This window comes from Salipiger sp. PrR003, assembly GCF_010500785.1.
Lineage (GTDB): Bacteria > Pseudomonadota > Alphaproteobacteria > Rhodobacterales > Rhodobacteraceae > Salipiger > Salipiger pacificus_A.
In genome coordinates, this window is the sequence record NZ_JAAGOV010000054.1 from 23258 (window position 1) to 40407 (window position 17150).

Sequence of the window (17150 nt, forward strand, 5' to 3'; positions counted from 1 at the left end):
CGCTTGGGCGTTTCCGCCTCAGACCTGCATGATCTCTTCCTGCTTGGTCTCCAGCGCGGCGTCGACCTTCTTGATGTAGGTGTCGGTCATGTCCTGAACCTCGGATTCCCAGAGCTTCTGGTCGTCCTCGGACAGGCCGTCGGCCTTTGCCTTCTTGATCTGGTCCATGCCATCGCGGCGCACGTTACGAATGGAAACGCGGGCATGCTCGGCGTATTGGCCGGCAACCTTGGTCAGATCGCGGCGGCGCTCCTCGTTCAGCTCGGGGATCGGCAGCATGATGATCGTGCCGTTGAGCTGCGGGTTGATGCCGAGGCCGCTCTCGCGGATCGCCTTTTCCACCTTGCCGACGAGACCCTTGTCCCAGACGTTGATGGTGACCATGCGCGGCTCGGGCACGTTGACGGTACCGACCTGGTTGATCGGAGTCATCGAGCCATAGGCATCGACCTGCACCGGCTCGAGCATCGAGGCCGAGGCGCGCCCGGTCCGCAGCGAGGCAAATTCGGTGCGCAGATTGGCCATGGCGCCATCCATGCGGCGCTGGAGATCGGCGGTGTCGAGTTCGAATTCTTCAGACATGTTGGTTCTGCCCGTTCAAGTCATTCCGGTTAAAAGGCGTTCTAAGCCAGAGGCGGACGGATGTATAGCGCTTTGCGGTCCGGGTGGCCGCCCCTAAGGGCTCAGACCGCAGCGGCAGCCTGCTGCTGGATCCGCTCTACCATCGCGCGCAAGCCGTTGGAGCGCTGCGCGGAAAGATGCTCGTTGAGGCCAAGCCTCCCGAGCTCGGCGCGGGCATCGATCGCCGCGACCTCGCCGGGCGTGAGCCCGTCGTAGAGCCGGTGCAGCACCGCGATGAGACCGCGCACGATCATCGCATCGCTCTCGCCCTCGAACTGCAGCCGACCACCTTCCCAGGTGAGGTGCAGCCAGACTTGCGAGGCGCATCCCTCGACCTTGGTGGCGGGGACCTTCAGCGCCTCGGGCAGCGGGGCCATCGCCTTGCCCAGCTCGATCACCGTGCGGTAGCGGTCTTCCCAATCCTCTAGGAATTCGAAATCCTCGACCAGCTCCTCGAACCCTGCCTGTGCCATCTGTGCTCCTGCTTGCCGCGCCGCGCGGCTCGAAAGCACCAGGCGCGGCTGTGATCGGTGCCGAGAAGTAGGCGGGCAGACCGCAAAGGTCCAGACCCGGCAATGCATGCTTTTCAATGTTGGCCCGATACGCTAACCCGAAAAGCACCACAGGCAGAGGCTTCGCGACCCATGTTCAAACCCGTATCGGCTCTTATGATCTCGGCACTCCTGCTCGGCGCCTGCGTCGGTCAGGACGAGGGCGCGCCCGTGAGCACCGAAACCGGCGCGAGCAACCCTCTGATCCCGCAGCGTTCTGCCGCCGCGAGCTTCTTCTCGAGCAAGGAAGACGCCTACAAGGGCACGCCGGTCGGCATGATCACCGACCTGCTTCTGGAGCGCCGGCCGGGCGGCTTCATCGTGCGGGTGACGGGTCTTGCAGATTTCCCCGGCCCGTTCGACGTGCGCCTGGTGCCGGTCGAAGGCTCCGAGGACACCGGCACCCTCGCCTTCCGGCTGCTGGCGCTGCAGGTCCGCGGCGAAGCCGGGGCCAGCGAGGCCGCGCGCACGGTCACGGTGGCGAAATGGATGAGCGACAAGGAGCTTGCCCCCTACCGCGCGCTGCGCGTCCAGGGTCTGCGCAACGCGCAAAGCGTCAGCCGCTGACGCAAATTCCCTCGGAGGGATGGGTATCTCTCTTCGAGGCGACATGTCGCACCGGAAACAAAAAGCGCGCCGCAGGTCTGCGGCGCGCTTTTTCTTTCCCCGAAGGCGTCTCAGATCTCGATGACCTCGACCGCCTTGCCCTTTGCGGCGAGGGCAATCTTGCCGTCGCAGAGCCGCAGCGCATCTTCACCGAACACCTCGCGGCGCCAGCCGCTGAGCGCCTTCACGTCGCGCTGACCCGCAGCGATCGCGTCGAGCTCTGCCGCCGGGGCGATCAGCTTCGAGGCAACGCCCGAGCTTTCGGTCTTGGCCTTGAGCAGCACCCGCAGCAGGTCGGCCAGTGCCGGGTTGACCTGTAGCTGGTCACGGCTGTCGTCGACCTTGGGCAGGTCATCCTTGGGGGCCTCCTGCCCTGCCTTGACCGCGGCAAGGATGCCGTCGGCGATCGGTCCCTTGCGGGCCTCGCGCAGCAGCAGGCGCGAGCGGCCGAGGTCTTCCATGGTGACCGGCTTGGTCGAGGCCAGCTCGGCCAGCGCGTCATCCTTGAACACCCGGTTGCGGGGGATGTTGCGCGACTGCGCATAGTCCTCGCGGAAGGCCGCCAACGCCCGCACGATGGCAAGGAACCGCGGGCTCGACGAGCGGGTGCGCACGCGGAGCCAGGCCTCGTCGGGGCGGGTGATATAGGTTTCGGGATCGGTCAGCGTGGCCAGCTCTTCGCCCACCCAATGCGCGCGACCGGTTTCCTCGAGCTTGGCGGCGAGGAACTCGTAAATCACCCGCAGATGGGTGACATCCGCCACCGCGTATTTTTTCTGTGCCTCGGTCAGCGGGCGGCGCGACCAGTCGGTGAACCGCGAGCTCTTGTCGAGTTGCTGCTTGGCGATGCGCTTGACCAGCGTCTCGTAGCCGACCTGCTCGCCGAAGCCGCAGACCATGGCCGCGACCTGCGTGTCGAAGAGCGGCTCGGGAATGACGCCATGATCGACGAAGAAGATCTCGAGATCCTGACGCGCGGCGTGGAAGACCTTGACCACGGCGGTATTGCGGAAGAGCTCCATCAGCGGCTCGAGCGACAGCCCGTCAACCAGAGGATCGACCAGAACCGCGTTCTCCTCGCCCTTGCCGGGGATCGCCAACTGGATCAGGCAGAGCTTGGAATAATAGGTGCGCTCGCGCAGGAACTCGGTGTCCACGGTCACATAGGGCGCGCTGGCGGCTTCGGCGCAGAATTCCGCGAGCTCTTCGGTCTTGGTCAATGTCTTCATTCGTGCACCGGGCCGTTCTTGTTTCTCTTGGTTATCGCGCCTCCTACACCTTCGGCGCGTGAAGTTCAAAGCGGCAGCGCCGGAAAGCGCGCGCGAGCCGCATTTTCGCATTGGCCGGGTTGCAAGCCGGTCACCGAGCCGCCCTCTTGAGGGTAAATCCATCACGCCTCGTGATGATCTACCCGACAATCATTCGTTTTCGCGAAGGACGCGCAGCACCTATCTTGAGGGCAGCCCAGAAGACTTCAACTCGCCCCCTTCGGCATACCCCCAAGGAGCCCTCCCATGACGTCGCTCGACCTTGCCTACAGCTACACCCGTCGCCCCGCGATCAGCGGCGGATTCGGTGCCATAATCGCAGCGCTCGCGTTAGTCGTTCTGCTCGGCCTGCCCGCGCTCACTGCGCCCGAGCGCAGCGCCGCGACGCTCGACTGGCACGGCAATTCGGCCGGCCACCAGCGTTCGCACTAGGCCAGCAGCACCGGGGTCTTGTCGTCCGCAGCGAAGCGCCGCAGCACCGCCGGGTAAAGCTTGTGCTCCATCTCGAGGACACGCGCAGCCAGCGTGTCGGGCGTGTCGCCCGCCAGCACCGGCACCCGCGCCTGGCCCAGCAGCGGACCGTCGTCCAGCTCGGGCGTGACCTCATGCACGGTGCAGCCGTGCTCGGTATCGCCCGCCTCCAGCGCCCGCGCATGGGTGTGCAGGCCGCGATACTTCGGCAGCAGCGAGGGGTGGATGTTCAGCATCCGCCCCTTCCACGGCTCGACAAATCCCGCGGTCAGCACACGCATGAACCCCGCAAGGCAGAGGATGTCGGGCTGCGCCTTCTCGAGCTCGGCCTGCAGCGCCGCCTCGAAACCCGGGCGGTCGCCCTTGAACGGGCGGTGATCGACGACGGCGGTGGGGATGCCCATCGCTTCGGCCTTCTTCAGTCCGCCGGCATTTGCGTTGTTCGACAGTACCAGAACCGGGCGGGCCGGGTGATCTCCGGTCATGCTCTCGGCCAGCGTCACCATGTTGGAGCCGCCGCCCGAGATGAAGATCGCGACGCGTTTCACTTCAGCGCGCCCTCGTAGGTCACGCCCTGCCCTTCGGTCACGGTGCCGAGGGTGTAGACGGTCTCGCCCTCAGCCTCGAGCAGCGCCTTCAGCGCCTCGGCGCGATCCGCCGAGACCGACAGGATCATGCCGATGCCGCAGTTGAAGGTCTTGAGCATCTCACGCTCCTCGATGCCGCCCACCTCGGCCATCCACTTGAAGACCGGCGGAAGCGCCCAGGAGGTCAGGTCGATGGTCGCGCCGCAGCCCTCGGGCAGCACGCGCGGCAGGTTCTCGGTCAGGCCGCCGCCGGTGATATGGGCCAGCGCGTGCACGCCGCCGGCGCGGACCGCCGCCAGTGCCTGCTTCACGTAAAGACGCGTCGGCGTCAGCAGCACTTCGCCCAGCGAGCCTTCGGACCAGGGGCAGTCGGCGTCCCAGCCAAGGCCCGAGACCTCGACCAGCTTGCGGACCAGCGAATAGCCGTTCGAGTGCACCCCGTCCGAGGCGAGGCCGAGAAGCACGTCGCCTGCGGCCACGTCCTTGGGCAGATCGCTGCCGCGCTCCATGGCACCGACGGCAAAGCCCGCGAGGTCGAAGTCGCCCGCCGGATACATGCCCGGCATCTCGGCGGTCTCGCCGCCGATGAGCGCGCAGCCCGAGCGCACGCAGCCCTCGGCGATGCCCTCGATCACCCGCGCGGCGCTGTCGGTGTCGAGCTTGCCGGTTGCGAAATAATCGAGGAAGAACAGCGGCTCGGCGCCCTGACAGACCAGATCGTTGACGCACATGGCGACAAGGTCGATGCCCACGCCGTCGACGTGGCCGGTGTCGATCGCGATGCGCAGCTTGGTGCCCACGCCGTCGGTCGCCGCGACGAGGATGGGATCCTCGTAGCCCGCGCCCTTGAGGTCGAAGAGCGCGCCGAAGCCGCCCAGCCCCGACATCGTCCCGCTGCGGCTGGTCCGCTTGGCAGCCGGTTTGATCCGCTCCACCAGCGCGTTGCCCGCATCGATATCCACGCCTGCATCCGCATAGGTGATGCCGTTCTTACCTTCGGTCATGCCAACCTCCGAGACCCCGTTTCGCGCGGGAATAGCGCAGGCGGACAGCGATGAAAAGCGCCCATACCGGGGGTTTGGCTGGGGAAGCGGCGAGAACCGCAAATTCGTCCCTGCGCCAGCGGCTTGGCGGGCGCGGCAAGAAGGTGGTCTGCTCTGCAGCAATCTTCCCTAAGTGCCGTAGCGTCAGCAATATTCTTGCGCGACCTCTACGCAGAACTGGGTATTCACAGCGCCGTGAGGCTTCGATAGCGTTTCGGACAGGCCTAAAGTGCCGGCGGTGCCCTTGGGAGGGGGTGCCGACACAGGGAGGAGTACCATGATCAACAAGACCTTCACGGCCGTTTCGGCCGCTGCTTTCGCATTCGCGGGTGCCGCCTCGGCGCAGGAACTGCTCGAGATGACCTCGGGCTATTCTAAGAACCTGCCGATCCTCGGCACCGCTGCCGTCAACTTCGTCGAGAAGATCAACGCGATCTCTGAAGACGTGGAATTCGAACACTTCGATCCGGGCGAGCTGGTGCCGTCGCTGGAAATGCTCGACGCCGTCTCGAACGGCTCGGTGGACGCCGCCTATTCGACCTCGGGCTACTGGCAGGGCAAGATGCCGGCCGCCGGCCTCTTCGCGGCCGTGCCCTTCGGCCCCGAGCCGGGCGAGATGCTGGCCTGGATGCTCTATGACGATGGCATGGATCTTTTCCAGGAGATGTATGACACCAATGGATACAACGTCCACGTGGTGCTCTGCGGCTCCTACGCGCCCGAGACCTCGGGTTGGTTCAAGAAAGAGATCAACTCGCTCGACGACCTCAAGGGTCTGAACATGCGCTTCTTCGGCCTCGGCGCCGAGGTGATGCAGAAGCTTGGTGTCTCGACCTCGCTGCTCGGTGCGGGCGACATCTTCCCGGCGCTGGAGCGCGGCGCGATCGACGCGACCGAATTCTCGATGCCGATCGTCGATGCCAACCTCGGCTTCTACAACATCGCCAAGTACAACTACTTCCCCGGCTGGCACCAGCCCGCCACCATGTTCGAGCTGCTGATCAACAAGGACCGCTGGGAAGATCTCGACGAGAAGAGCCAGAAGCAGATCGAGATCGCCTGCATGGCCAACCTCACCGACAACTTCGCCGAAGGCGAGGCCAAGAACTTCCCGGCCATGGTCGAGAACGTCGAGCAGCATGGCGTGACGATCAAGAACTGGACCCCCGAGCAGCTGAAGGAATTCGAAGCCGCCTGGCTCGAGGTGGTGGAAGAGCTGAAGGCCGAGGACGAGATGTTCGCCAAGGCCTGGGCCGACCTCAGCGAGTTCCGCGAGGGCTACAAGACCTGGTTCAACAACATCTACCTGCCGCGTCCCTGGAACTGAGACAGGGCTCGTGATCGCCGGGCCTTCGGGCCCGGCCCCCTGCGGCGCGCCAGAACCTTCGGGGGCGCGCCGTTTTCGCGTCGCTATGGGCTTCCGAACGCGACGCACGTCCCACATGGCAGGCAATACAAAGGACAAGGCCCGTGGAGGAATTCAAGGTCGCCATCTCCGACCCCGGAGAGATCGGACGCAAGGACCAGAACCGGGGCGACAGGATCATCGTGCACCTGTCCAATCTCGTCGCCTGGCTCTTTCCCATTCTCATGGTCGCCATCTGCGCCCAGGTGGTGTTGCGCCAGATGGGCCACAACCAGGCCTGGCTCGACGACCTGCAATGGTGGCTCTACGGCGTCGCCGTGCTGATCGGCATCGCGTATGCGGTGACCACCGGCAGCCACGTGCGGGTCGACATTTTCTACGACAACTTCGCCAAGAAGAAGCGGCTGGTCATCGACATCATCGCGCTGGTCTGGCTGTTCTTTCCCTTCGTGCTGCTGTGCTGGGACGTGACGCTCGATTACGCGCTGACCTCGATCGCCGCCGACGAGGGCTCGTCGAGCCCCAACGGGCTGCACAACCTGTGGATCCTCAAGACGCTGATGAACCTCAGCTTCATTGTCATCATGGTGGCGATCTGGTCGGCCTACGTGCGGCATCTGTCGCAGCTGACGCGTCCGGCGCTGTGGAAACAGCTTCTCTTCGCGCTGCCCTCCACCGTCTTCGGCATCCAGCTCATCATCTGGTACGCCTGCGTCGGCTGGCTGATGGCAACCGATCCCGAGGTGGACAGCATGCGCACCGCGACCCGCGCGGCGATCTTCGACGATCTCGAGTTCGGTCCGTGGGAAATGAAGAAGACCATCGCCCTGGCGCTTGTTGCCACGCTGATCGTGATTGTTGTGGCGCGTCTGCTCGCGCGGAAGGAGCGCTGAGATGCTGCACGTCCTCGGCCAATACCTGACGCTGAACGAGATCGCCGTCGCGGCGATGTTCCTGACCTTCATCTGGATGCTGTTCCGCGGCATTCCCGTCGCCATGGCGCTGGTCGGCGTGAGCCTGATCTTTGTCATCCTGTCGCAGATCCTGCTCGACCCGTTCCGTGCCGAGTTCAAGGACGTCATCGAGTTCGACCGTATCGGGCTCGAGTACAACCGCCTGCTGGCGCTCTCGGGCCGTCTGTTTGGCAACATCGTCAACAACCCGGTGCTCGTGGCGCTGCCGATGTTCATCTACATGGGGCTTATGCTCGACCAGTCGGGCGTGGCGCAGCGGATGATGCACGCCATGCAGAAGCTCTTCGGCTCGCTGCGCGGGGGGCTCTCGCTCACCGTGCTGCTGATCGGCATCATCCTCGCGGCCTCGACCGGCGTGATCGGCGCCTCGGTGACGCTGCTCGGTGTGATGGCCCTGCCGGCGATGATGGCGCAGAACTATTCGAAACCCATCGCGACGGGGACAATCGCGAGCGCCGGTACTCTGGGGATCCTGATTCCGCCGTCGATCATGCTGGTCATCATGTCGGACCAGCTGGCGATCTCGCTCGGCGATCTCTTCATGGGGGCGCTCTTCCCGGGGCTCATCCTCGGCGCGCTCTATATCGTCTTCATCGTCATCTACGGCTTTATCTCGCCCGCCTCGATGCCGGCGCCGGAGAAGTCCGGCAAGGTGGGCATGGAAGAGGTGAAGGAGGTGCTGCTCGCCGTGGTGCCCCCGATGCTGCTGATCCTGCTGGTGCTTGGCTCGATCTTTGTCGGCATCGCCACCCCGACCGAAGCCTCCGGTCTCGGCGCGCTCGGCGCGACGGTGCTGGCGCTGATCAACCGCAGGCTCGACTGGAAAGTGTTCCGCGAGGTGGCCCGCTCGACGCTCAACACCGCGGGCTACATCACCGGCATCTTCCTGGCGGCGAACTTCTTCGCCTTTGTGCTGCGCCGCTACGGCGGGGACGAGATCGTGCAGCACCTGGTGCTCTCGGCCTTCGACAACCCCTACCTGACGATCGCCTTTATCCTGTTCATCGTCTTCTGCCTCGGCTTCCTGCTCGACTGGATCGAGATCACCATCATCATCATGCCGCTGATGCTGCCGATCATCCAGGGACTGGAGCTGGCGGTGCCGGGCTTCGACCAGGTGCGCGACCCGCAGGTGGTCTGGTTCGCCATCCTCGTAGCGGTGACCCTGCAGACGTCGTTCCTGACGCCACCGGTGGGCTTTGCGCTCTTCTACCTCAAGGGCGTCTGCCCGCCGGGCGTGAACCTCGGGCACATCTACAAGGGCATCATCCCCTTCGTGCTGCTGCAGCTGCTGGGTCTCTTCATCGTCTTCGAGTTCCCGGCGCTGACCACCTGGCTTCCGGCAATGGCCTACGGCGAGTGACCCTCATCTGACACCGGCCCCGCCGCTCTTGCGCGGCGGGGCCATCAAAGGCATGTAGGCGCGGCGAGAAGACCCCGGGAGATCCCGCATGAGCCGCCAGTTCAAGACCTGCATCGTCACCTCCGACTACCACGTGCCGGGCGAGACCTTTATCAACCGCCACATCGAGCACATTTTCGGCGGCGACACGGTGGTGCTCTGCGGCCGGTTCAACGGCAAGAACCCCTACGACAAGCCGCTGTTCGAGCGCCGAGCCAAGCTGTCGCTCTCGGATAAGGTGATCGCCCCCGTTGCGATGGGCTGGAACTCGCTGACCGAGGGCACCGGCCGCCTGCCCTTCGGCGCCAACCGCACCCGGCTGATGGCATGGCTGCACGAGCAGCGCGTCGAAGTCATCCTCGCCGAATTCGGCACCCAGGCGCTGGTGGTGGCCAAGCTGGCCAACGAGATGAACCTGCCGGTCTTCACCTATTTCCGTGGCACCGATGCCTCGCGCGCGCTGACCTCGCCGCAAAGGGTCAAGAGTTACCGCAAGATGATGCCGCGGCTCGATGGCGTGTTCTCGGTCTCGCAGTTCCTGCTCGACAACCTCGCCAGGCACGGTGTCACCCACCCCAATTCCCACGTCGTGCCCTCGGGGGTCGACGTGCGTCGCTTCGTCCCGGGCGAGAAGCTGCCGGGCAGCTGCCTTGCCGTGGGCCGCATGGTCGAAAAGAAGGCGCCGCAGATCACTTTGCACGCCTTTGCCACCGCCGCGAAGGGCCGCGAGGCGCATCTGACGTTCATCGGGGACGGGCCGCTGCTTGGGCCCTGTAAGGCGCTGGCCGCCGAACTCGGCATAGCGGGTCAGGTCACTTTCACCGGCGCCTTGCCGCATGACGCCGTGCGTGCGCACCTGCTGACCACGGAAACCTTCCTGCAGCATTCGATCACCGACAAGAACGGCAACACCGAGGGTCTGCCCACGGCCATCCAAGAGGCGCTTGCGGCGGGCTGCATCACCGTCTCGACCCTGCACGCGGGGATCCCCGAGGCGGTGACCGAGGGCGAGACCGGCTTTCTCGTGCCCGAATGGGATGAGGACGGGTTTGCCGGCGCCATCGCTAAGGTGCTCGACCTGCCCGACCGTGCCGCCATGTCCCGTGCCGCCCGGGCGACCGCCGAGGCGAAGTTCGACAACGCGGTTCTGCTGCGCAAGGTCGAGGACGAGATCCGCCGGGTGGTGGCGCTGCGCGAGGCCGGCTGACGGCGGCGTGTGCCGAAGCGCTGCGCGCCCCTCTCCCGGGACATTCGGAGCCAGGACAAGATGCGCCAAAGTGGCGTGGGCGGGCGGCTTGCATCGCGCCGCGATTCCCGCCATGTTCTGAACAAGCGTTCATTTCCGGGGTTGGGAGGCCCCGGTACCATCGGGAAAGGGAGGCCCCATGGAGTTTGCACCGAGCGAGGAGCAGCAGGCGATCTTCGATATGGCCAGGGCTTTCGGGCAGGAGCATATCGCGCCCTTTGCCCGCGACTGGGAGGCGGCGGGCACGATCCCGCGCGATCTGTGGCCAAAGCTGGCGGAACTGGGCTTTGGCGGGCTCTACGTATCCGAGGAAAGCGGCGGCGCGGGGCTGACCCGGCTCGACGCCACGCTGGTCTTCGAGGCGCTCAGCATGGCCTGCCCCTCGGTGGCGGCCTTCCTGTCGATCCACAACATGTGCGCCAAGATGATCGACGCCTATGGCTCCGACGCGCTGAAGGCGCGGGTGCTGCCGGGGGCGCTGACCATGGAGACGGTGCTGTCCTACTGCCTGACGGAGCCGGGATCGGGTTCGGATGCCGCGGCGCTGCGCACAAGGGCCGAGAAGAGCAACGACAGCTACCGGCTGACCGGCACCAAGGCCTTCATCTCGGGCGGCGGCTATTCGGACGCCTATCTGGTCATGTGCCGCACCGGCGAGGATGGGCCCAAGGGCATCTCGGCGATCCTCGTCGAGGACGGCACCCCCGGGCTCAGCTTCGGCGGGCTCGAGGACAAGATGGGCTGGAAGAGCCAACCGACGCGGCAGGTGCAGTTCGACGACTGCGAGGTGCCGCTCGGCAACCTTCTCGGCGAGGAGGGCAAGGGATTTCGCTATGCCATGGCCGGGCTTGACGGCGGGCGGCTCAATATCTCGGCCTGCTCGCTCGGCGCGGCGCAGGCGGCGCTGGACGCGACGCTGGGCTACATGGCAGAGCGCAAGGCCTTCGGCACCAGCATCGACCAGTTCCAAGCGCTGCAGTTCCGCCTTGCCGATATGGAAATCGAGCTGCAGGCCGCGCGGGTCTTCCTGCGGCAGGCGGCCTGGAAGCTCGACACCGGCGCGCCCGACGCCACCAAGTTCTGCGCCATGGCCAAGAAGTTCGTCACCGAGGCAGGCTCCAAGGTGGTCGACCAGTGCCTGCAGTTGCACGGCGGCTACGGCTACCTTGCGGATTACGGGATCGAGAAGCTGGTGCGCGACCTGCGGGTGCATCAGATCCTCGAGGGAACCAATGAAATCATGCGCATGATCACCGCGCGCAGCCTGATCGGAAGCCGATGACCGAGATCCTGACCCGCAAGACCGGCCGCGCCGGCCATATCACCCTCACCCGTCCAAAGGCGCTGAACGCGCTCAGCTGGGAGATGTGCCTCGAGGCCGAGAAGGCGCTCGACGCCTGGGCCGAGGACCCGGAGGTGGCGCTGGTGATCCTCGACGCGACAGGAGAGCGCGCCTTCTGCGCCGGCGGCGACATCGCCGAGATGTATCGGCGCGGGCTCGACGGCGATCTGGATTTTGGCCGCCGCTTCTGGTCCGACGAATACCGGATGAACGCCAAGCTCGCCGCCTATCCCAAGCCCATCGTCGCCTTCCTCCATGGATTCGTCATGGGCGGCGGTGTCGGGCTCGGCGGGCATTGTTCGCACCGGGTGGTCGGCGAGAGTGCGCAGGTCGCCATGCCTGAATGCGGCATCGGCTTCGTGCCGGACGTGGGCGGCTCGTTCCTGCTGGCGCGGGCACCGGGCAGGCTCGGCGCGCATCTGGCGCTGACGGCCGCGCGCATGGGGCCCGGGGATGCGATCCACGCGGACTTTGCCGACGTCTTCGTGCCCGAGGAGCGCTGGCCGCTGGTCAAGGAGCGGCTGATCGAGACCGGCGAGATCTCGGCGCTCGAGGAGGTCGCGCGCCCTGCCCCGGCCAGCCCGATGGCGCAGGCGCAGGACGAGATCGACGCGCTTTACGCCTCGGGCGAGCTGACCGCGATCGAGGCGGCGCTGGCCTCGTCCGAGAGCGATCTGGCGCAGGCGGCGCTCAAGCAGGTTCGGCGCAATTCGCCGCTCTCGATGGCGACGACACTGGCGATGCTGGACCGGCTCGGCCCGGCGCCCGAGGACATCACGGCCGCGCTGGCGCAGGAGTACCGCGTCGCGCATCGGATCATGCAGCAGGGCGATTTCCTCGAAGGGGTGCGCGCGCAGCTGATCGACAAGGATCGCACGCCGCACTGGAGCCTGTCGCTGGACGGTGTGCCACAGGAGCGGGTCGCGGCGCTGCTGGCACCACTGGGAGAGGACGAGCTGGCGCTTTGAGCCTTGGGCATCGGGCACCGGAGTTTTTGGAGGAGAGAGACATGAAAATCGGCTTCATCGGGCTCGGCAACATGGGCGCGCCCATGGCCGCGAACCTGATCGCGGCGGGCCACGAATTGACCGGCTTCGACGTGGCGGGGGTGTCTGTCCCCGGCGCCGTGCAGGCAAATTCGGCGGCAGAGGCGGCCTCGGGTGCCGAGGTGGTGATCACCATGCTGCCCAATGGCGCGATCCTTCGCAGCGTCGCGGAGGAGATCCTGCCCGCGATGGCGCCGGGCGCGGTGCTGCTCGATTGCTCGACAGTGGACGTGGAGAGCGCCCGCGCGGTGGCAGAGCAGGCGCGGGCTGCCGGGCTGGGCGCCCTCGACGCGCCCGTCTCGGGCGGCATCGGCGGCGCGGCGGCGGGCACGCTCACCTTCATGGTCGGCGGCTCGGAGGAGGCCTTTGCCACCGCCAAGCCGCTCTTTGACATCATGGGGCAGAAGGCCGTGCACTGCGGCCCCTCGGGCAACGGACAGGCGGCAAAGATCTGCAACAACATGATCCTCGGGGTGACGATGATCGCCACTTGCGAAGCCTTTGCACTGGCCGACAAGCTGGGACTGTCGCGCGAGGCGATGTTCGACGTGGTCTCGACCTCCTCGGGCTACAGCTGGTCGATGAACGCCTACTGCCCGGCCCCCGGGGTTGGCCCGCAATCGCCCGCGGACAATGGCTACAAGCCCGGTTTCGCCGCCGAACTGATGCTCAAGGACCTTGGCTTGTCGCAGCAGGCGGCCGAGGCGGCGGATGCCGACACGCCCATGGGCGCGCGGGCGCTGGAGCTCTACCGGGCCTTCGTCGAAAACGAGGACGGGCGCGGCCGCGACTTCTCGGCCATGCTGCCGCGGTTCGAGGCCCGGGGGCGCGGCTGAGACGCCGCGCCAGAGGGGGCGCTGCTCCCTCCAGCTGCGGCCACTCCCCCGGGGAAAATTTGCGCCCAGAGGACGCTGCCAAAGCGCGCGTTTTGAGGGGTGGCCGGGCGAGATCACGGTGTTTCGGGGATATGCGAAATGCGACATTTCTCGGCTGGTGCCTGTCGCCAAGCCGCGTCCTGCCTGCTATGAGGCGGCAAAGGACGGACTTTTGATGACCACGCTCGATATCTTCTCTGACCCGATCTGCCCCTGGTGCTACATTGGAAAGGGCCTTCTGGATCGCGCGCTGCTGGCGCAGCCGGACCACCCGTTCACCATCCGCTGGCGGCCCTTCATGCTGAATCCCGAGATGCCCGCCGGTGGCATGGATCGCCGCGCCTATCTCGAGGCGAAATTCGGCGGCAAGGAGGGGGCGGTGCAGGCCTATATGCCGATCGCTGAACGGGCCGCGGAGGCCGGGCTCGAGATCCACCTCGACAAGATCGCGACCACGCCCTCGACGCTGGACGCGCACCGGCTGATCCATTGGGCGGGAGTCGAAGGCGTGCAAACCGCGGTGGTTTCCTCGCTTTTCCGGGCCTATTTCGTCGAAGGGCGTGACATTGGCGAGGCCGAGGTTCTGGCGGATGTCGCCGACAGCTCCGGCATGGACGGCTCGGTCGTTCAGCGGCTGCTGGCCTCCGACGCTGACCGGCGTGAGATCCAGGAGATGGACAGTTCGGCGCGCGGCATGGGCGTGCAGGCGGTGCCGACCTTCGTTGTGGCCGGTCAGCACGCGGTACCTGGCGCTCAGCCCACCGAGCTCTGGCTGAAGGTGATCGAGGAAATCCGCGCCCAGGCATGAGCCGGCCCACGGCCGAGCGCGGACTGCTCAGGTTTACGCCCCCGGTTTGGGCCTGTGCGCGAGGCGCGCTTACGCTGTGCGGCGCTCGGGGTACGCGGCGGGTTCCGCAGACCTGCATTTGCCGCTAGGTCACACTGAAACGCCCCTCACCTCCCCCATCCCTCGCGTCCTCCGGGGCCGCGGGGGTTTTCTGTCGAGACCTTGCTGACCATGACCTCTTCTGACCCCGCAGCCGCGCCCAGCGTACCCAAGGGCCCTGGCCGCTTCGAATTCATCGCCTTGCTTGCGGCCATGTTCGCGACCATCGCCTTTTCCGTCGACGCGATGCTGCCCGCCCTGCCGCAGATCGGTGAAGAACTGACGCCCGACGATCTCAACCGGGCGCAATTGGTGGTGACAAGTTTCGTGTTCGGCATGGGGATCGGCACGCTGTTCACCGGGCCGCTGTCCGACACGTTTGGCCGCAAACCGGTCATCCTTGGCGGCATCGCCGTCTATATCGTCGCGGCCCTGCTTGCCGCCGGGGAGGACACGCTGGAGCTGGTTCTGGCCGCGCGCATGCTTCAGGGTCTCGGCGCTGCCGGGCCGCGGGTCGTGGCGCTGGCCATTGTGCGCGACGTCTACGCCGGGCGGGGCATGGCGCAGATCATGTCCTTCGTGATGATGGTCTTCACCCTGTTTCCCGCCGTCGCCCCGAGCATCGGGACGCTGATCATCGCCGTGGCCGGCTGGCGCGGGGTCTTTCTCGCCTTCGTTGTCTTTGCCTCGATCATCGCCCTGTGGATGTCGGTTCGCCTGCCGGAGACGCTCCCGCGCGAGCGCCGCCGGCCGTTTCGGGCCGGTACGCTCTGGTCTGCGATCAGGGAATTGATGGCGCACCCGGTGGTGCAGGTGTCGATTGGCGTGCAGGCGCTGGTGGCGGCCTGCATGTTCTCGATGATCTCCTCGGTGCAGCAGATCTATGACATAAGCTACGGTCAGGGCGCCTATTTCCCGCTCTGGTTTGGCGGGGCGGCGGTGCTTTCGGCCTCGGCCAGCTTCATCAACGCCAAGCTCGTGGGGCGCTTGGGGATGCGGCGCATCGTGACCGCGGTGCTGCTGATGCAGATCATCCTGTCGGCAATCGCGACGCTGATCTTCGCAAGCGGGCTCACCGACCCCCTCGGCTTTGCGGTCTTCCTTGTCTGGCAGGTCTCGGTGTTTTTCATGATGGGGATGACCATGGGCAATGTGAATGCGATCGCGATGGAGCCGGTAGGACATATTGCGGGTATCGCCTCTTCGCTGCTCGGGGCGCTCTCGACGGTGGTTGCCGTGGGGCTCGCTGTGCCGGTGGGGTTGATGTTCGACGGCACCCCGCTGCCGCTGGCCTGTGGTGTCTTCGTCGAGGTCAGCCTGGCCTTCCTGCTGATGCTGCGGCTCAAGCGGCTCGAGGCACGCGCGGACAGCTGAGCCAGCGCCCCCTCGGGTGCGGCGCCGAAGTGGTTACAGAGCACGAAGGCCAGCAGAAGCGCGGTCGTGAATTCTCAGCTTTCTGTTTCATGACGCCTGCATATGCGGCGATGGCTTTCGATCTCGCTCAACGCACGACGGAAATACGATGAATTGAGCGACGTCGCGGTATACGGTTGCATACAAACCTTTCCCCGCCACGGGAAACGCGCTACATGCGGCGCAGCCGACTCAGCCAGCGAAAGGGACACCCATGTCGAAGATCAAGGTCGAGAACCCCATCGTCGAAATGGACGGGGACGAGATGACCCGGATCATCTGGGACTTCATCAAGAAGAAACTTATCCTGCCCTACCTCGACGTCGATCTGCTCTACTACGATCTCGGCATCGAGGAGCGTGACCGCACCGAGGACCAGATCACCATCGACGCGGCAGAGAAAACGCGCGAGATCGGCGTCGCGGTGAAATGCGCCACGATCACCCCGGACGAGGCGCGGGTCGAGGAATTCGGCCTCAAGAAGATGTGGCGCTCGCCCAATGGCACGATCCGCAACATCCTCGGCGGCGTGGTGTTCCGCCAGCCGATCATCTGCCGCAACGTGCCGCGCCTGGTGCCGGGCTGGACGCGGCCCATCGTCATCGGCCGCCACGCCTTCGGCGACCAGTACAAGGCCACCGATTTCACCTTCCCCGGCGCCGGGACGCTGACGATGAAATTCGTCGGCGAGGATGGCACGGTGATCGAGAAGGAGGTCTACCAGGCTCCCTCCGCCGGCGTTTACCAAGCGATGTACAACCTCGACAGCTCGATCATCGACTTCGCCCGCGCCTCGTTCAACTACGGGCTGATGATGGGCTGGCCGGTGTACCTGTCGACCAAGAACACCATCCTCAAGGCCTATGACGGCCGCTTCAAGGACCTCTTCCAGAAGGTCTACGAAGAGGAGTTCGAGGCCGAGTTCAAGAAGAAGAAGATCTGGTACGAGCACCGGCTGATCGACGACATGGTGGCCTGCGCCATGAAGTGGAACGGCGGCTTCGTCTGGGCCTGCAAGAACTACGATGGCGACGTGCAGTCGGACACCGTGGCGCAGGGCTTCGGCTCGCTCGGGCTGATGACCTCGCAGTTGATGACCCCCGATGGCAAGATCGTCGAAGCCGAGGCGGCGCATGGCACCGTCACCCGCCACTACCGTCAGCACCAGGCGGGCCAGGCGACCTCGACCAACTCCATCGCGTCGATCTTCGCCTGGACCGGCGGTCTCAAGCACCGCGCCAAGCTCGATGCCAACGCGCAGCTGATGACCTTCGCAGAGACGCTCGAGAAGGTGGTCGTGCAGACCGTGGAATCGGGCGGGATGACCAAGGACCTCGCGCTGCTCGTGGGACCGGATCAAAAGTGGCTCACCACCATGGGCTTCCTCGAGAAGGTCGACGAGAACCTCAACAAGGCGCTTGGCGCGGCCTGAACCAGGTTTGCAAGTTCATGA

At 65.7% G+C, this 17150-nt stretch carries 17 protein-coding genes; 12 read left to right on the top strand and 5 right to left on the bottom strand.

The window, feature by feature from the left end; genetic code table 11:
* Window positions 1-18 precede the first annotated feature (18 nt).
* Window positions 19-582, bottom strand: coding sequence for a ribosome recycling factor (gene frr / locus G0D83_RS19575; protein ID WP_108965498.1), 564 nt, complete (start codon window positions 580-582; stop codon window positions 19-21).
* A 101-nt stretch (window positions 583-683) separates the two neighbouring features.
* Window positions 684-1094 carry a SufE family protein gene (locus G0D83_RS19580; RefSeq protein ID WP_108965496.1) on the bottom strand — a complete coding sequence of 137 codons (411 nt, stop codon included), beginning with the start codon at window positions 1092-1094 and terminating at the stop codon, window positions 684-686.
* A 171-nt stretch (window positions 1095-1265) separates the two neighbouring features.
* Here G0D83_RS19580 and G0D83_RS19585 point away from each other — a divergent pair, with 171 nt between their 5' ends.
* Complete coding sequence (locus tag G0D83_RS19585) at window positions 1266-1739, top strand: hypothetical protein (RefSeq protein WP_164196437.1); 474 nt, start codon at window positions 1266-1268, stop codon at window positions 1737-1739.
* 110 nt (window positions 1740-1849) lie between these two features.
* On the opposite strand, the gene rnd is transcribed toward G0D83_RS19585, so the two are convergent.
* Window positions 1850-3007 carry a ribonuclease D gene (gene rnd, locus G0D83_RS19590; RefSeq protein WP_164196438.1) on the bottom strand — a complete coding sequence of 386 codons (1158 nt, stop codon included), beginning with the start codon at window positions 3005-3007 and terminating at the stop codon, window positions 1850-1852.
* A gap of 285 nt (window positions 3008-3292) precedes the next feature.
* Here rnd and G0D83_RS19595 point away from each other — a divergent pair, with 285 nt between their 5' ends.
* Window positions 3293-3478 (top strand): hypothetical protein, encoded by a 186-nt coding sequence (locus G0D83_RS19595; RefSeq protein WP_164196439.1) that lies wholly within the window; start codon window positions 3293-3295, stop codon window positions 3476-3478.
* Here the strand turns inward: G0D83_RS19595 and purN are convergent.
* Together purN and purM are read right to left on the bottom strand one after the other, a co-directional pair.
* Entirely contained in the window at window positions 3475-4065 is a 591-nt protein-coding gene (gene purN / locus G0D83_RS19600; protein ID WP_164196440.1) for a phosphoribosylglycinamide formyltransferase, read from the bottom strand. The two genes, G0D83_RS19595 and purN, sit on opposite strands and share 4 nt — an antisense overlap.
* Window positions 4062-5108, bottom strand: coding sequence for a phosphoribosylformylglycinamidine cyclo-ligase (purM, locus tag G0D83_RS19605; protein WP_164196441.1), 1047 nt, complete (start codon window positions 5106-5108; stop codon window positions 4062-4064). Before purM ends, purN begins: the two co-directional genes overlap by 4 nt.
* A 316-nt stretch (window positions 5109-5424) precedes the next feature.
* On the opposite strand from purM, the gene G0D83_RS19610 reads away from it, so the two are divergent.
* The 10 genes from G0D83_RS19610 to G0D83_RS19655 all read left to right on the top strand — a co-directional run bounded on the left by G0D83_RS19610 (window position 5425) and on the right by G0D83_RS19655 (window position 17129).
* Window positions 5425-6474, top strand: a complete 1050-nt coding sequence (locus G0D83_RS19610) for a TRAP transporter substrate-binding protein (RefSeq protein WP_193989018.1) — start codon at window positions 5425-5427, stop codon at window positions 6472-6474.
* A 143-nt stretch (window positions 6475-6617) separates the two neighbouring features.
* Window positions 6618-7406 carry a TRAP transporter small permease subunit gene (locus G0D83_RS19615; protein WP_164196442.1) on the top strand — a complete coding sequence of 263 codons (789 nt, stop codon included), beginning with the start codon at window positions 6618-6620 and terminating at the stop codon, window positions 7404-7406.
* A 1-nt stretch (window position 7407) separates the two neighbouring features.
* The gene (locus G0D83_RS19620) at window positions 7408-8850 is read left to right on the top strand and encodes a TRAP transporter large permease subunit (RefSeq protein ID WP_164196443.1); all 1443 of its coding nucleotides are present in this window, start codon (window positions 7408-7410) and stop codon (window positions 8848-8850) included.
* An 88-nt stretch (window positions 8851-8938) separates the two neighbouring features.
* A complete protein-coding gene (locus G0D83_RS19625; RefSeq protein WP_164196444.1) occupies window positions 8939-10096 on the top strand; it encodes a glycosyltransferase in 1158 nt (385 codons plus the stop codon).
* 178 nt (window positions 10097-10274) lie between these two features.
* Window positions 10275-11417, top strand: coding sequence for an acyl-CoA dehydrogenase family protein (locus G0D83_RS19630; RefSeq protein WP_164196445.1), 1143 nt, complete (start codon window positions 10275-10277; stop codon window positions 11415-11417).
* Window positions 11414-12445 carry an enoyl-CoA hydratase/isomerase family protein gene (locus G0D83_RS19635; RefSeq protein ID WP_164196446.1) on the top strand — a complete coding sequence of 344 codons (1032 nt, stop codon included), beginning with the start codon at window positions 11414-11416 and terminating at the stop codon, window positions 12443-12445. Before G0D83_RS19630 ends, G0D83_RS19635 begins: the two co-directional genes overlap by 4 nt.
* 41 nt (window positions 12446-12486) lie before the next feature.
* The gene (gene mmsB / locus G0D83_RS19640) at window positions 12487-13359 is read left to right on the top strand and encodes a 3-hydroxyisobutyrate dehydrogenase (protein WP_164196447.1); all 873 of its coding nucleotides are present in this window, start codon (window positions 12487-12489) and stop codon (window positions 13357-13359) included.
* Window positions 13360-13573: 214 nt separating this feature from the next.
* Window positions 13574-14206 (top strand): DsbA family protein, encoded by a 633-nt coding sequence (locus tag G0D83_RS19645; RefSeq protein ID WP_164196448.1) that lies wholly within the window; start codon window positions 13574-13576, stop codon window positions 14204-14206.
* A 210-nt stretch (window positions 14207-14416) separates the two neighbouring features.
* Window positions 14417-15658, top strand: coding sequence for a multidrug effflux MFS transporter (locus G0D83_RS19650; RefSeq protein WP_164196449.1), 1242 nt, complete (start codon window positions 14417-14419; stop codon window positions 15656-15658).
* 253 nt (window positions 15659-15911) lie between these two features.
* Complete coding sequence (locus G0D83_RS19655; protein ID WP_164196450.1) at window positions 15912-17129, top strand: NADP-dependent isocitrate dehydrogenase; 1218 nt, start codon at window positions 15912-15914, stop codon at window positions 17127-17129.
* The last annotated feature ends 21 nt before the right edge of the window (window positions 17130-17150 follow it).